The sequence below is a fragment of the Ruegeria sp. C12 genome (genome assembly GCF_056537745.1).
On the sequence record NZ_JBQFSA010000001.1, the window covers coordinates 623,190 to 636,787 of the forward strand.

General features: G+C 61.1%; 14 protein-coding genes and 1 tRNA gene. 6 read left to right on the forward strand and 9 right to left on the reverse strand.

The window, feature by feature from the left end; genetic code table 11:
• A complete protein-coding gene (locus ACR0C9_RS02920) occupies window positions 1-1,401 on the reverse strand; it encodes a diguanylate cyclase (protein ID WP_170451896.1) in 1,401 nt (466 codons plus the stop codon).
• A gap of 88 nt (window positions 1,402-1,489) precedes the next feature.
• Here ACR0C9_RS02920 and ACR0C9_RS02925 point away from each other — a divergent pair, with 88 nt between their 5' ends.
• From ACR0C9_RS02925 to ACR0C9_RS02945, 5 genes are all read left to right on the forward strand, one after another.
• The gene (locus tag ACR0C9_RS02925) at window positions 1,490-1,771 is read left to right on the forward strand and encodes a DUF3572 domain-containing protein (protein ID WP_170451886.1); all 282 of its coding nucleotides are present in this window, start codon (window positions 1,490-1,492) and stop codon (window positions 1,769-1,771) included.
• A gap of 23 nt (window positions 1,772-1,794) precedes the next feature.
• Window positions 1,795-2,487, forward strand: coding sequence for an HAD family hydrolase (locus ACR0C9_RS02930; RefSeq protein ID WP_480780346.1), 693 nt, complete (start codon window positions 1,795-1,797; stop codon window positions 2,485-2,487).
• 118 nt (window positions 2,488-2,605) lie between these two features.
• Window positions 2,606-4,165: a trimethylamine methyltransferase family protein gene (locus tag ACR0C9_RS02935; protein WP_170451882.1), complete on the forward strand. Its 1,560-nt coding sequence runs from the start codon at window positions 2,606-2,608 to the stop codon at window positions 4,163-4,165.
• A gap of 106 nt (window positions 4,166-4,271) precedes the next feature.
• Entirely contained in the window at window positions 4,272-4,859 is a 588-nt protein-coding gene (locus ACR0C9_RS02940; protein ID WP_480780347.1) for a heme NO-binding domain-containing protein, read from the forward strand.
• Window positions 4,856-5,848 carry a GGDEF domain-containing protein gene (locus ACR0C9_RS02945; RefSeq protein ID WP_480780348.1) on the forward strand — a complete coding sequence of 331 codons (993 nt, stop codon included), beginning with the start codon at window positions 4,856-4,858 and terminating at the stop codon, window positions 5,846-5,848. The genes ACR0C9_RS02940 and ACR0C9_RS02945 overlap by 4 nt, the downstream gene beginning before the upstream one ends.
• An 11-nt stretch (window positions 5,849-5,859) precedes the next feature.
• Here the strand turns inward: ACR0C9_RS02945 and ACR0C9_RS02950 are convergent, their stop codons facing one another.
• The 8 genes from ACR0C9_RS02950 to ACR0C9_RS02985 are packed head-to-tail and all read right to left on the reverse strand — an operon-like array spanning window position 5,860 to window position 13,222.
• On the reverse strand, window positions 5,860-6,558 hold the full coding sequence (locus ACR0C9_RS02950; protein WP_170621411.1) for a CbiX/SirB N-terminal domain-containing protein: 699 nt from the start codon (window positions 6,556-6,558) through the stop codon (window positions 5,860-5,862).
• A gap of 59 nt (window positions 6,559-6,617) precedes the next feature.
• Window positions 6,618-7,550 (reverse strand): AEC family transporter, encoded by a 933-nt coding sequence (locus ACR0C9_RS02955; protein ID WP_170451866.1) that lies wholly within the window; start codon window positions 7,548-7,550, stop codon window positions 6,618-6,620.
• A gap of 45 nt (window positions 7,551-7,595) precedes the next feature.
• A complete protein-coding gene (locus tag ACR0C9_RS02960) occupies window positions 7,596-8,393 on the reverse strand; it encodes an MBL fold metallo-hydrolase (RefSeq protein ID WP_170451864.1) in 798 nt (265 codons plus the stop codon).
• On the reverse strand, window positions 8,390-9,196 hold the full coding sequence (locus ACR0C9_RS02965; protein WP_480780349.1) for a TatD family hydrolase: 807 nt from the start codon (window positions 9,194-9,196) through the stop codon (window positions 8,390-8,392). Before ACR0C9_RS02965 ends, ACR0C9_RS02960 begins: the two co-directional genes overlap by 4 nt.
• Window positions 9,193-10,314 carry a DNA polymerase III subunit delta' gene (locus ACR0C9_RS02970; protein ID WP_480780350.1) on the reverse strand — a complete coding sequence of 374 codons (1,122 nt, stop codon included), beginning with the start codon at window positions 10,312-10,314 and terminating at the stop codon, window positions 9,193-9,195. The genes ACR0C9_RS02965 and ACR0C9_RS02970 overlap by 4 nt, the downstream gene beginning before the upstream one ends.
• A 3-nt stretch (window positions 10,315-10,317) precedes the next feature.
• Complete coding sequence (gene tmk, locus ACR0C9_RS02975) at window positions 10,318-10,944, reverse strand: dTMP kinase (RefSeq protein ID WP_170451857.1); 627 nt, start codon at window positions 10,942-10,944, stop codon at window positions 10,318-10,320.
• Window positions 10,941-12,107 (reverse strand): D-alanyl-D-alanine carboxypeptidase family protein, encoded by a 1,167-nt coding sequence (locus tag ACR0C9_RS02980; RefSeq protein ID WP_170621417.1) that lies wholly within the window; start codon window positions 12,105-12,107, stop codon window positions 10,941-10,943. Before ACR0C9_RS02980 ends, tmk begins: the two co-directional genes overlap by 4 nt.
• A gap of 17 nt (window positions 12,108-12,124) precedes the next feature.
• Entirely contained in the window at window positions 12,125-13,222 is a 1,098-nt protein-coding gene (locus tag ACR0C9_RS02985) for an SPOR domain-containing protein (protein ID WP_480708391.1), read from the reverse strand.
• 254 nt (window positions 13,223-13,476) lie between these two features.
• Here ACR0C9_RS02985 and ACR0C9_RS02990 point away from each other — a divergent pair.
• Window positions 13,477-13,566: transfer RNA gene (locus tag ACR0C9_RS02990), tRNA-Ser, on the forward strand.
• The last annotated feature ends 32 nt before the right edge of the window (window positions 13,567-13,598 follow it).

Here is a 13,598-nt window from a genome sequence, read left to right on the forward strand (position 1 = left end):
TCATGCCGCGCTTTGGCGGATCCGAACCTGATTGCGGCCTGCTCTTTTCGCGGCGTACAGCGCCTCGTCCGCTGATTTCATCAGCCTATCCACAGGCTCGGGCCGTGTATCTTGCGACGCATATCCGGGCGAGGCGTGTTTGAGGCCGATGCTGATCGTAACCGGGATCGGGTCCTGTGTGTCGGACAGGTGAAAGGGTTGTTGGCAAATACTGTCACACAGCGCCTCTGCCAGTTTGACGGCCCGTGCACGGGTCATGTTTGAGGCCCCGATCATGAACTCTTCACCGCCGATGCGGGCGACAAACCCGGTGTCCCCCAGAACCCGCTGCATCCGGGTCGCGGCCTGCGTCAGCACCATGTCGCCGCTGGCATGCCCAAAGCGGTCATTGATCGTTTTGAAATGGTCCAGATCGGCCAGCATGATCGCAAAGCCGCGCCCGGACCTCAGCGATTGGCGGGCGATCTGTTCCATCGCGTGCATACCGTAGCGCCGGTTGTGCAACCCGGTCAGCGGGTCGATCCACGAGTCGGCGATCCCGCGTTTCAGCGAGGCGCGCATCTGATCGATACGTGTTTTTCGGGCAAGCTGGTTTGCCAGTCGCAACTGGATTTCCTGCGGGCAGAAGCCGCCAAGGCAAACGGCATCCGCGCCGCGATCCAAAGCCTCGGACGCCATAGCGGCATTGGTGTCGTCCAGTACCCCGATCAGAACTGTGTGGCGCGTCGCGCTGCGAGATCTGAGGTCGGCGAGAATATTCAATCCGCTCGGGCTGGCATCCAATTCGATCACGACGGCGTCCGGGGTCGGGCCCGACAACAGCGCCTGCAGATTGGATTGCGTGTGCCAGCCGACAATGTGCCGTGTCTGATGGGACAGGGCCTTGTTCCATATCGCGCCGGTTCGGGGTGTCAGCGACAGAATATCGACGCGCGCTGGCTTGTGTGGGGTGAGAAATGCCGTGGCTTGTTCTGCGAATCCAATGGTCTGAGGCGTGTCGTTGACGTGAAGGTCCTGCGTGTCGGCCCGCGCCCGCAACAGGCTGCGAATGCGGGCCAGCAGCAGTGTATCCTTGAATGGATGGGTCATCACATCGTCCAGCCCATCCTCCAACGCGCGCAGGCGGGCGGCCTTGTCATTCTGAGGCGCAAGCGCCACCACGGGCACATCGCCCAGCTCGGGCTCGTTCAGGATAAGCTTTTTGACATCTGCGGCCGTCCCGTCCGGCAGGGTCTGCGCGGTCAGAACAAGATCGGGCCGTACCCGCCGCAGCAAGGCTCGCAGCCCCTTTAGCTTTTCCCCCTGCACCACGTGATACCATGCCGCCGTCAGCTGAACCTTCAGCATAATGCGGTTGGTTGATACCCCGTCGAGGACAAGGATGGTTCCCTGCACGGACATAGTCGCTCACCGTTGATTGCATGCGTCAACAAAGTGTTTATGAGTCTGGTTAACAAACCCTTTCCAAGACCGAATCCAGGGCCGGTTTATGTCACTTTCTGCCGATTCTGCCGAAACGCTTGCGCTGACCGCCCTTGGCTGGCTGGTCGGAAATGATGAGCTTTTGCCTGTATTTCTTGGCTCAACCGGCGCTGCGTCTCAGGATTTGCGGACCAATGCGGGCGACCCTGCCTTTTTGGCATCCGTTCTGGATTTCCTTCTGATGGATGATTCGTGGATCATCGCGTTTTGCGACGCGCATTCGGTCCCATATGCCCAACCCGCACAGGCCCGCGCGGTGCTGGCGGGCGGTGAAATGCACTGGACCTAACCCTATCTCAGCAGGAGCCTGCGATGCCCATTGATGCAATCGTCTTCGACAAGGACGGCACTCTGTTCGATTTCGCCAATACGTGGGGGGCATTCGGGCGGTCGCTGCTGACGCGTCTCGCCGGTTCCGATCAGACACGGGCGGCAGGGCTGGGCGCCGTCATCGGCTATGATCTTGAGCAGGATCGATATGCCGAAGACAGTATCGTCATCGCAGCCACGGTTGAAGAAATTGCCGAGCTTATGCTGCCTCATCTGGATGGGTACACGCTGGCCGAACTTATCGACCTGATCAACACCGAGGCTGCGGCGGCTACTCAGGCCCCCGCAGTGCCGTTGGAATCGTTTCTGGATGGTCTGCGGAAATCCGGCCTCAAACTTGGCGTTGCGACAAATGACAGCGAACACCCCGCGCTTCAGCATCTGGAGTCGGTGGGTATTCGTGACCATTTCGACTTTATCGCGGGGTATGACAGCGGCCATGGATATAAGCCCGGGCCGGGGCAGTTGCTGGCCTTTGCCGCGCATGTCGGCGTCGATCCGTCGCGTATTGCCATGGTGGGTGACAGCCTGCATGACCTGCAGGCCGGGCGCGCTGCCGGTATGGTGACTATTGGCGTTCTGACAGGCCTGGCCAAGGCCGAGGTACTGGCCCCTATGGCCGATGTGGTTCTGCCGGATATCGGGCATATTCCGGTCTGGCTGGCGCAGAACTGACCTCACCGACCCGAAATTCGGCATATCGGGATAAGAAACCGACATTTTCTGTCGCAGACAGAGCGGCTGTTGGACGGTCTTCAAGGCTTGCTTGGTATAAGCAAAGCAGGAGGGGACGATGGCCGACACCAGTACTCGCAAACGGCGCGGCGGCGGCCGCGCCGGGGCCGCCGCCCGACGCGGAAGCGCCGTCATCGATCAGATGCCATGGAACCCGCCGGTCAACACCGACCGACCGACCGAACCGCTGGGCCCCGAAGGGATCGAGGCGATCCATGATGGCGCGATGCGTATTCTGGAAGAGATCGGTATCGAGTTCTACAATGACGAAGCCGTTGAGATCCTGCGCGAGGCCGGGTGCACGATAGAAGGCGACAACGTTCGGATGGGCCGCGATTTCGTGATGGAGATGGTGGCCAAGGCCCCCAGCAGTTTCACGATCACCCCGCGAAATCCTGAACGCACGATTGAAATCGGCGGCAAGAATATGGTGTTCGGGAACGTCTCGTCTCCACCAAATTACTGGGACATGGAGATCGGCAAGAAGGTTCCCGGCAACCGCCAGATGTGTCGCAACCTTCTGAAACTGACGCAATATTTCAACTGCATTCACTTTGCCGGGGGCTATCCGGTCGAACCCGTGGATCTGCATGCCAGCGTCCGGCATCTGGATGTGCTGTATGACAAGTTGACACTGACGGATAAGGCCATGCACGCCTATTCGCTAGGCAAAGAGCGGGTCGAAGACGTAATGGAGATGGTGCGGATCGCAAGCGGGCTGAGCCACGACGAATTCGACGCCAGCCCTCGGATGTATACCAATATCAACTCGACCTCGCCCCTGAAACACGACTATCCGATGATCGATGGTTGCCTGCGTCTGGCCCGGCGGGGGCAGGCGATTGTAGTGACGCCATTCACGCTTGCAGGCGCGATGGCACCGGTGACGATGGCGGGGGCGGTGGCGCAGTCGCTGGCCGAGGCGCTTTGTGCAATCGCGCTGTTCCAATATGTCCGCCCCGGCACGCCCTGCGCAATCGGGACGTTTACCTCGAATGTCGACATGAAAACCGGCGCTCCGGCCTTTGGAACGCCGGAATACATGCGCTCGACCCAGATGACCGGGCAGATGGCGCGGTTTTATAATCTGCCGATGCGATCCTCGGGCGTTTGCGCGGCGAATGTACCGGACGGGCAATCGGTTTGGGAGACGTCAAACTCGCTTTGGGCGGCGGTACAGTCGGGCACGAACATGGTGTATCATGCGGCTGGCTGGCTTGAGGGTGGTCTGATCGCAAGCCCCGAGAAATTCATCATGGATTGTGAGGTTCTTCAGCAAATTCAACGCTATATGGATCCTGAAATTGTCGCGACCGGCCCGGATGAGATCGCCGTGGACGCCATACGTTCGGTCGGGAATGACGGCCATTTCTTTGGCATCCAGCACACGCAGGACCGGTACACCACGGCGTTTTATCAACCCTTCCTGAGCGATTGGAAAAACTATGAAGGTTGGGAGGTCGCAGGCGGTATCTGGACAGCCGAACGGGCGCATCACATGTTCAAAGAGATCATCACCAGCTTTGAGCCTCCGGCGATGGATGACGGAATTCGCGAGGAGCTGGCCGAATTTGTTGATCGTCGCAAAGCGGAAGGCGGGGCACCCACGGATTTCTGACCTCAGACCGTCTTGCTTGACCGGATTCTCGGCAATTCGGACAGATTTTGGCTATTTGTTAAGGATTGTCAGACCACAGTAGGGTGAAACCAATCTGGGGCACCTTATGCATGGTCTGATCAATCGGGCGATCCAATCCTTTGTCTGTGCGACTTACGGTCAATCGTGCTGGCTGCGCGTGACCGAGGCCGCAGGGCTGGGGTTTCACGAGTTCGAGCCCATGTTGATCTATGGCGAAGACGTGCTGGCGCAAGTTCTTGATGCGTTGAGCCACGATCTGGGGCGTCCACAGCCCGAAATACTCGAAGACGTCGGCACCTATCTGGTCTCGCATCCCAATATGGAAGGCTTGCGACGACTGCTGAGGTTTGGCGGCGTCAGCTATGTCGAGTTTCTGCATTCGCTGGACGACCTTGCGGATCGCGTCCGTCTGGCCGTGTCGGACCTGACCTTGCCAGCCTTGGAGTTGCGGGAACGTTCTACGACCGAATATCAGCTGCTCTGTTATTCGGGTTTGCCGGGTTATTCGAGCGTAATGGTCGGGGTCCTGCGGGCCATGGCCGACGATTATGGCGCGCTGGTGATGCTGTCGCATGACGGACAACAGGATACGGCCGAGATTATCTCAATCATGTTGGTGGAAAGCGCCTTCGCGGAAGGGCGGCATTTCGATTTGGGGGCGCGAAACGGATGACAGAACCCGAGGATCTGGCGCATCTGCTGGAAACCCTGTGCCCGATGTTTCTGCTGCTGGATGAAGGCGGGAAAATCGAACGGGCCGGGCCTACGCTGCAAAAGCTGCGCCCGGACATGCCTTTGATCGGGAAAGGTTTTTTGGATGTGTTCCAACTGATCCGCCCGCGCACCGTCACCACCATTCCGGCGCTGATGTCCATGGCCGGGGCGAAGCTGCATCTGAAGTTTCTTGATGAACCCCGAACCGCCCTGAAAGGGCTTGTTGCGCCGTTACCGAATGGGCGCGGGGCGGTGATCAACCTGTCATTTGGCATCTCGATCCTGGACGCGGTGCGGGATTACGCCCTGACCAGTGCCGATTTTTCGGGCACCGATCTGGCCATCGAACTTCTGTATCTGGTCGAGGCGAAATCCGCCGCGATGGAGGCATCGCGGTCCCTGAACCTGCGGTTGCAGGGCGCGATGCTGGCGGCTGAGGAGCAAGCCTATACCGACACCTTGACCGGCCTGAAAAACCGCCGCGCGATGGATCATATGCTGCGGCATCTGGTATCGGCCAACGCTTCATTTGCGCTGATGCATCTGGATCTGGATTATTTCAAAGCCGTGAATGACCGATTGGGTCACGCCGCCGGGGACTATGTATTGCAGCAAGCCGCCCAGATCATGGTCGAGGAAACGCGGGGCGATGACACTGTTGCGCGTGTCGGCGGCGATGAGTTTGTGATTATTTTCAAGGGCCTGACCCGAGAGGATGTGTTGACCTCCATCGCCGCACGCCTGATCGCGCGATTGAATGAGCCGATGATGTTTCAACAACAGCCCTGCCGTATTTCCGCAAGCATCGGAACGGCGATCTCCACCCAGTTCGATGCGCCCAAAGCGGCCGAGATTCTTCATGCCGCCGATCTGGCGCTGTATCAGGCCAAGCGGGAAGGGCGATCCTGCCATCGACTGTACTCAACGCTGTCGCAAGCGCAGTCGTGAGTCGATCCTTGTCAGGCGGTTTCGAAGGCGGCGCTCAGCTTCCGGGCGATCTGGAGTTGTATGGGCGGAAGCTCTCCGACCACGGGCAATAGCTGCCCTTGAAACCCGGCGCGGTCCAGTTCTTGCGGGACGTCTTCCAACACGTGCCCGCCTGTGCAGGCAAAGAAGGGCAGGCATATGGATTTCTGACCCACGCTGCTCGCTGCATCGGCAATTGAAGGGGGTTCTTCAACAAAGCCCACGTGAATTGATTTGAACGCAAGAATCTCACCCAGTGTCTTGGCAAAATCCCGCGTCACAGTCGCAGGATTGCGGCTGCGCCCCGATCCGTGGGCGGCGATCACCAGATCTGTTTCTGACGCCAGCCATTGGTTCGCGACCAACGCATCCTGCAGGGCCGAGGCGGCCAGATTGGCCAATTCCGGGTCAACGCCCAACGGGTCCAGAATCTGCAGGCCACGATTTCCGACACGTTTCGGCAGGGCGCTGGTGACGAACCAGCCCTTGGCCATGAACAAAGGGTAAATCACCGTGTCGCTGGGCAGGCTATCCATCATGGCCTCAAGCGATCCGGGGGCGGCGAGGGTGGCAGAATGCACCGATACACCGGCCGCCACGGCATCAACCTGCGCGGCAAACCGCGACAAAGAGGCCTCGGCCGGATCGGGATCCGAGGGTTGACCATGGGCGACAATAATGGCGTGCGGCATATACGGCTCCTGTTCTTGGGCGATAGCTGTGTCGCCGGGCCTGCAAGTCAAGACAGGTGTTAGCCCAAAACGGCCAGCCAAAGCCAGACGGTCAGAATCGAAACGCCTGTTCCGATCAGAACGGATGAGGCGGCGACCCGTTTGGCGCGGCCATACATATTGGCAAAGATATAGGCATTGAAACCCGGTGCCATGGCCGCGTTCAAAACGCCCGAGCGGAACAGGTCCTGCGGCAGTCCGGTGGATTTGCCGAAGATCCAGACAAGGCTTGGGTGCAGCATCAGTGAGATGCAGCACACATAGGCAATCGTGCGCAGATCACCCTCGGGCTTGTATTTGACCAGCACGCCGCCCAGTGCGAACAGGGCTCCGGGCAAGGCCGCGCGGGTCACAAGGCCAAGCGCTTCATCGACCACGCGGGGAATGACAAGGCCCGAGAGGTTGACGACAAACCCAAGCGCAATGCCCAGGATCAAAGCGTTCTTGAACATCGCAGACAGGACCGAGCGTGCCATCCGCGCGCCGCCATGGCCGCGATTTCGGACGATCTCCATCACCGTGATGCCGACGCCATAGCAGAAGGGCGAATGGAACGCGATGATCGCGTAGTTTCCGGTCAGGTTTTCAGGCCCATAGGCACGCTCGGTTATCGGCAGGCCCAGCAGGACTGAGTTCGAAAACAGGCAGCAAAAGCCGATGGCGACGCAGTCTTCCCACTCGCGCCCAAAGATCAGCCGCGCGCCGAACAGTCCGGCGGTGAAACACAGCGCAGCGGCAGAATAGAAGCTGGCCAACAGGCGCGGATCGAAACTGGCGCTGAGGTCCAGATGCGCGATGGCCAGAAACAGCAGGCAGGGGATGGCGAAGCCCTGCGTGAATTTCATCAGACCATCGACATGCACTTCTTTGAAATAGCCCGACCGCGTCGCGGCATAGCCCGCACCGATGACCAGAAAGACCGGCAGGATGACGTCAATCAGGCTTTGAAGCATATCGCCCCCCGGCCTGGCGGTATCCGGATTGCGCGGGGCAGGGCCTTACAGCGCCTGATGGATCACCATCCCGTCATAGGCGGGGGTGATGTGGTCGGCGGTCTCGGCCTCGACGGTCGCATAGTCAAGATCGATATGCATATTGGTCAGTACCGCCTGTTTCGGTTGCAGCTTTTCAATCCAGCCCAGCGTCTTTTCCAGATGCGCATGGGTCGGGTGCGGCGTGCGGCGCAGGGCGTCGATGACAAGGCAATCCAGCCCCTCCATCGCAGGCCACGCGTCGTCGTAGACCTCGGCCACGTCGGGAAGGTAGGCAAGGTTGCCCATGCGAAATCCCAGCGCGTCGATCGAGCCGTGATTGACCTTGAACGGTTGAAAGGGGATCGGGCCACCGGGTCCGTCAACTTCGAAAGCGCCGTCAATGGATTTCAGATCCAGAATCGGAGGGTAGGGTGAGCCTTCGGGTTGGATAAACGCATATCCAAACCGCCCAAGCAGTGCGTTCTGCGTATCGCCATCAGCCCAGACCGGCACGCGGGATTTCATGTTGAAGACAATCATCCTCAGATCGTCGATGCCATGCACGTGGTCAGCGTGAGAGTGGGTATAGACCACCCCGTCCAACCGACCGGTGCCGGTATCCAGCAACTGGCTGCGCATGTCCGGCGTTGTGTCGATCAGGACCGATGTGGTGCCATCTGGCCCGTCCCGCTCCACCAGCATCGAGCAGCGGCGGCGGATATTGCGCGGGTTCGTTGGGTCGCAGTCACCCCATTGCCCGCCAAGGCGCGGCACGCCGCCAGAGGACCCGCAGCCCAGAATGGTGCACCGCAGCTGGTTCATGCAGCGGCCTTGTACAAAGCGGCCTTCGAGAACAGGCGGTCGAAATTGGCCTGCGTTTGCGCGGCGAATACGGCGTAATCCATGCCGAACACCTCGGCCCCTTTGCGGGCGGTGTGCGCAGTATAGGCAGGCTCATTGCGTTTGCCGCGATAGGGCGGCGGGGCCAGATAGGGCGCATCGGTTTCGACCAGAATGCGGTCCACGGGCGCGGCGGCGAAGATGTCGCGCAACCCCTGACTTTTGGGGAAGGCAGCTATGCCGGACATGGACAGGTAGAACCCCAAATCCAGAGCAGCCTTGGCCAGCTCGGCGGAGGACGAGAAGCAATGCATGACGCAGGAATAGGGCGCGTTGCGGTATTCCTCGGCCAGAATGCGGGCCATGTCGTCATCGGCGGCGCGGGCGTGGATGATCAGGGGCAGGCCGGTGCGCTGGGCGGCTTCGATATGGATGCGCAGCGATTGTTTCTGCACCTCGGCGCTGTCGGCGGTGTAATGGTAATCCAGTCCGGATTCACCGATGCCCACGAATTTCGGGTGTTGCGCCAAAGCGACCAGCTCATCGACCGTTGCCATTGGCTCGTCTGCGGCACTCATCGGGTGGTTGCCCGCGGCGTAGAAAACCGGAGCGTGGGCCTCGGCGATGGCGCGGACGGAAGGCTCGTTGCGCAAACGGGTGCAGATCGTGACCATGCGGGTCACGCCTGCCTCGGCGGCGTTGGCGATGATCTGGTCCAGTTGCCCCTCGAAATCGGGGAAGTCCAGATGGCAATGGCTGTCGGTGATTTGGGGGGTGTCGCTCATCTGCTCTGACCGGCGGTTTCCTGTATCTTGAACACCGTATCTAGAACCAAAGCGGCAGGGTCAAGGTTCACCGCCTGACCATGGCGTGCACGGGCTGTGATTGTAGCGGCAACCTCGGCCCAGCGCCGCGCCTGATCGGGCGAGGCCGACAGGCGCGCGAGCGTTGCGGCCTCGTTCGGGGCGGCTTCGGGCGCGGGTGGGGTGCCGGTGGCGCCGGTCAAGGCAAGGCGGGACAGGGCGACGTCAATCAAAGTCAGCAGCAATTCGAACCGCTCTTCTGCGCCGCGCTGGGCGGCGGCTTCGGCAAGTGCCAGCGCGCGTTGGCGATCCATGCGGGGCAGGGTGCCAAGAATGGCGATCAGTTCGGCGTAAATCTCCAACCCGCCCAGATTGATCAGGCGCACCGCATCACCGACCGACCCGGCAGCCAGCGCGGCCAGATGATCCGGCTGCGCAGGCAGTTCTGCCCCGGTCTGCGCCAATGCGGCCTGCATGTCCTCGGGCCCCAGCGGCGACAAGCGCAGGGTCCGACAGCGCGACCGTATCGTCGGCAACAGGCGCGAGGGTTGGTGCGAGATCAGAAGCAGCGTGGTTCGCGCGGGCGGTTCCTCAAGCATTTTCAACAGCGCATTTGCGGCGCTGACATTCATCTCATCTGCTGAATCCACGATGACCACACGCCGACCGCCATCCGCCGAGGACAGGCCGAAGAACTTGCCCAGCTTACGAATGTCATCCACCACAATCTCACCGCGCAACCGCCCCTGATCGTTTAGCGAGCGTGTGATGGCCGCCAAACCGGGCTCTGCCCCCGCCATGATACGGTGCGAGACCGGGTGATCCGGATCAATATCCAGTGTTTCAGGGGGCGGAGGCGCGCCAAAAAGCCCACCGTCATCAGCAGGGGGCGTTGCCAGCAGGAACCGCGCGATCCGCCAGGCCAACGTCGCCTTCCCAACCCCGCGGGGGCCGGTCAGAAGCCAGCCGTGATGCAGCCGGTCCGAGGTGTAGGCGGTCAGAAACGCCTGTTCCGCCGCGTCCTGCCCGAACAGGCGGGCGGTTTCACGCGGATGCGGCGCGCCGGGCGCCTGATCTGGGGTTGGGGTGTCGTCGCTCATCGTCTATCGCAGGGCTGCCTCGACGATATCTCTCACATCCTGTGCGACGCTGTCCATGTCGCGATTGCCATCGACGACGCGGAACCGGTCAGAGAATTCATCCGCCAAAGCCAGAAACCCGGCGCGCATCTGTTTTTGCAGGGCCGGGCCGAAATCTTCGAACCGTTCCTCGGTGCCTTGACGGCCTTTGGCACGCGACAGGCCGGTGTCCGGGTCCATGTCGATTAACAGGGTCATGTCCGGTTCGCGCCCGATCATCAGATCATGCAACTGATCCACCAGCCCGCGCAGATTGCCGCGCGACAGGCCCTGATACATGCGTGTGCTGTCGGCAAAACGGTCGCAGATCACCACCATGCCATCGGCCAGAGCCGGTTCGATGGTCCGCTCCAGATGGTCGCGGCGGGCGGCGGTGAACAGCAACAACTCGGTTTCCGCCGACCAGCGATCGGGGTCGCCTTCCAGCACCAGCCGACGGATTTCCTCGGCCCCCGGCGAGCCGCCGGGTTCACGCGTCAACACCACCTGATGGCCATCGTCGCGCAGATACTCGGCCAGCATCCGGGCCTGAGTTGATTTGCCTGATCCGTCTATGCCTTCAAAGGTCAGGAATAACCCGCGTTGCGTCACATCGACTCCAGCGGGTTATTGATCACGTCTTTCAGGACAATGCCGCCCACTGTCATCATGCGCACCACGAACCCGCCCAGCGGTACATCTTCGGCCGCGACCAGAGGGCGGCGGATTTCGGGCAGACCTTCGGGTTTGATCACCAGTTCGGCCAGTTGCTGGCCCTTGGTGACGGGCGCATTGATCGGGCCCTCATAGACCACCTCGGCCTCGACATCTTGCGCACCCAGAACGGGGAACAACACGTTCAGATCACCCTCGGGCACCAGACCCACGGTCTTTTTTTCGCCCATCCACAGCTTGGCTTCGGCTATCGGCGCTTCTTCGGTGGCAACTGTCCTCTCGACAAAATTTCGAAACGACCAGTTAACCACGGCCTCAGCCTCCTCTGCCCGCTGCGCGGTACTGTCGAGACCCGATAGCACGAAAATCACCCGGCGGTCGCCCTGTTTGGCCGAGCCGACAAGGCCATAGCCCGCCTCTTGCGTGTGGCCGGTTTTCAGCCCGTCGGCCCCGATGTCCAGCCGCAGCAGGGGGTTCCGGTTGCGTTTGTTGGACGGTGCGCGCCCGTCAAATTCAAACTCTTCTTCGGCGAACAGGGGGTAGTATTCCGGGAAATCCGTGATCAGCCTGTCGGCCAGAACCGCCAGATCATGCACCGACATCATATGCCCGGCAGCGGGCCAGCCGTTCGAGTTGGCAAAGTTCGAATTGTCCATACCGATTTGCTTGGCGCGCTGGGTCATGTAGCGGGCAAACCCCGCCTCGGTGCCATCGGGGCTGAGCGCTTCGGCGATCACCACACAGGCGTCATTGCCCGAAAGCACGATGATCCCGCGCAGCAGGTCCTCGACCGTTACGCGATCCTGCGTATTCAGGAACATGGTCGAGCCGCCATAGCTCATTGCATGTTGGGAAACCGGCAGGGTTTCCTGCAGGGTCAACCGCCCGTCGCGCAGCGCTTCGAACGCGACATACAGCGTCATCAATTTTGACATCGACGCCGGAGGCAAGGGTTGATCGGCGTCTTTCGACAGCAGAACCGTCCCGGTCGTCTGGTCCATCACATAAGCCGCGCGCGCCGAGGTATCGAACGCGTGCGCGGGCAGGGCCAGAACGGCCAGCCCAAGGGTGAATACGGATGTTCGCAATGCGGATAGCACGGGGGCGCCTCCTGTTATCAGTTGGACACGGTGAACGCGTCGGTAAAGCCCAAGGCCTTCACGTCGCTCTGGATAGCCTTGCGTTCCGCGCGGGTCGCGGCGGGGCCGACCAGAACCCGCCAGACCGTTTTGTCTTCGGTTTTCAGTTCGCGCACGTCGGCGGTCATGCCGTTCTTGCGAACCTTGTCCGCTGCGGACTTGGCATTGGCCTCGACGCTGAACGTGCCGACCTGAACGAAGGGTTTCGACAGGTTCGAGGGGGCCGCCGCCGTGGCCGCCGCAGCGGCTGCCGGTGTAGGTTCGGCTGCTTCAATCGCGGCGGCTGCGCCTTCGATCGGGTCCAGCGGCGTCTGGGTGATTTCGTCTGGCTGCTTCTTTTGCCACCACTTGCGCTTGGCTGGCTTTTCGGGCGGCGGCGCGACCGGAGCATCGGACAGGCCCGGCGCGGCGGCTGCACTGGCTTCCGGTGCAGCGGCATCGACCGCCGTCTCTGCCGCGTCCTCAGCTGCGGACCCTGCTGCTGCGGCGGCGGCACCGGCTGCGCCTGCCGCGGCTGCGGGTTCCTTACGTTGCCACCATTTCCGCTTGGCGGGCTTTTCCTCGGCCGCGGTATCCGGCGCGGTTTCGGCTGCCGCGACCTCGGCCTCGTCACTGGTTGTTTCCGCTTCGGGGGCGGGTTCCTCGGCAGGTGGCTTCTGTTCGACCTCTTCGCGGCGCAGGGCAACGACACTGACGCGGGTTGGGGCACCGGCCAGCATTCCCAATTCCTCTGCTGCCGCCGAGGATACCTGCAGCGCCGGACCCGGCAAATTGCGTTCCCGCCGGAACAGCGCGCCGGTGATGGTTTTGTTGTTGGCGGTGTTCTTGATCAGCACGCGTTCGGGCTGCTTGACGTCAGGATGTGCGACCCAGATACCGCCCAGCGATGGACGCCCGTCCCACAAACCTGCCTCGGTGACGGAAAACACATCCGGCGCCTCGACATCACGTTGCGAGGCGCTGGTGACCTGAGGCAGCAACTCGATCTTCGAGTCGTCCCCGGATTTTGCGCCATCTTCAGACGCGTTCTGTGATTGTAAAACTTCCTCACACCCGGACAAAACGGTCAAAGTCACAGCCAAAACAGCCAGTCCTCGCGATCTTGCGCGTGTCTGTGTTGCTCGCTTCATCTTTTCATCCCTTGCCTGAAAGGGCCTCGTTTTTCCGAGCCCCGCCGCAGGGCCGGTTCTGCGCGCCAGCCTGCTACGGTCTTACCGCCAGAGCATAACGCGGGCGAGGTGTCATGGAAAGACTGCTGCGCAGGCTTCGGCAAGATTTCCCGATTTCGACTTGCCTCTGATTTCAGTTGGCCTTAGACCCTGCCTTCGACGGGGAGGTGGCAGAGTGGTCGAATGCGGCGGTCTTGAAAACCGTTGAACGTGAGAGCGTTCCCAGGGTTCGAATCCCTGTCTCCCCGCCACTCCAAAATCCGTATCGTACTGTTTGGGCATT

Excerpts from the sequence above, each read along its gene's own strand:
- ACR0C9_RS02920 (WP_170451896.1), bottom strand. The coding sequence starts at position 1,401 with ATGTCCGTGCAGGGAACCATCCTTGTCCTCGACGGGGTATCAACCAAC.
- ACR0C9_RS02925 (WP_170451886.1), top strand. The coding sequence starts at position 1,490 with ATGTCACTTTCTGCCGATTCTGCCGAAACGCTTGCGCTGACCGCCCTT.
- ACR0C9_RS02930 (WP_480780346.1), top strand. The coding sequence starts at position 1,795 with ATGCCCATTGATGCAATCGTCTTCGACAAGGACGGCACTCTGTTCGAT.
- ACR0C9_RS02935 (WP_170451882.1), top strand. The coding sequence starts at position 2,606 with ATGGCCGACACCAGTACTCGCAAACGGCGCGGCGGCGGCCGCGCCGGG.
- ACR0C9_RS02940 (WP_480780347.1), top strand. The coding sequence starts at position 4,272 with ATGCATGGTCTGATCAATCGGGCGATCCAATCCTTTGTCTGTGCGACT.
- ACR0C9_RS02945 (WP_480780348.1), top strand. The coding sequence starts at position 4,856 with ATGACAGAACCCGAGGATCTGGCGCATCTGCTGGAAACCCTGTGCCCG.
- ACR0C9_RS02950 (WP_170621411.1), bottom strand. The coding sequence starts at position 6,558 with ATGCCGCACGCCATTATTGTCGCCCATGGTCAACCCTCGGATCCCGAT.
- ACR0C9_RS02955 (WP_170451866.1), bottom strand. The coding sequence starts at position 7,550 with ATGCTTCAAAGCCTGATTGACGTCATCCTGCCGGTCTTTCTGGTCATC.
- ACR0C9_RS02960 (WP_170451864.1), bottom strand. The coding sequence starts at position 8,393 with ATGAACCAGCTGCGGTGCACCATTCTGGGCTGCGGGTCCTCTGGCGGC.
- ACR0C9_RS02965 (WP_480780349.1), bottom strand. The coding sequence starts at position 9,196 with ATGAGCGACACCCCCCAAATCACCGACAGCCATTGCCATCTGGACTTC.
- ACR0C9_RS02970 (WP_480780350.1), bottom strand. The coding sequence starts at position 10,314 with ATGAGCGACGACACCCCAACCCCAGATCAGGCGCCCGGCGCGCCGCAT.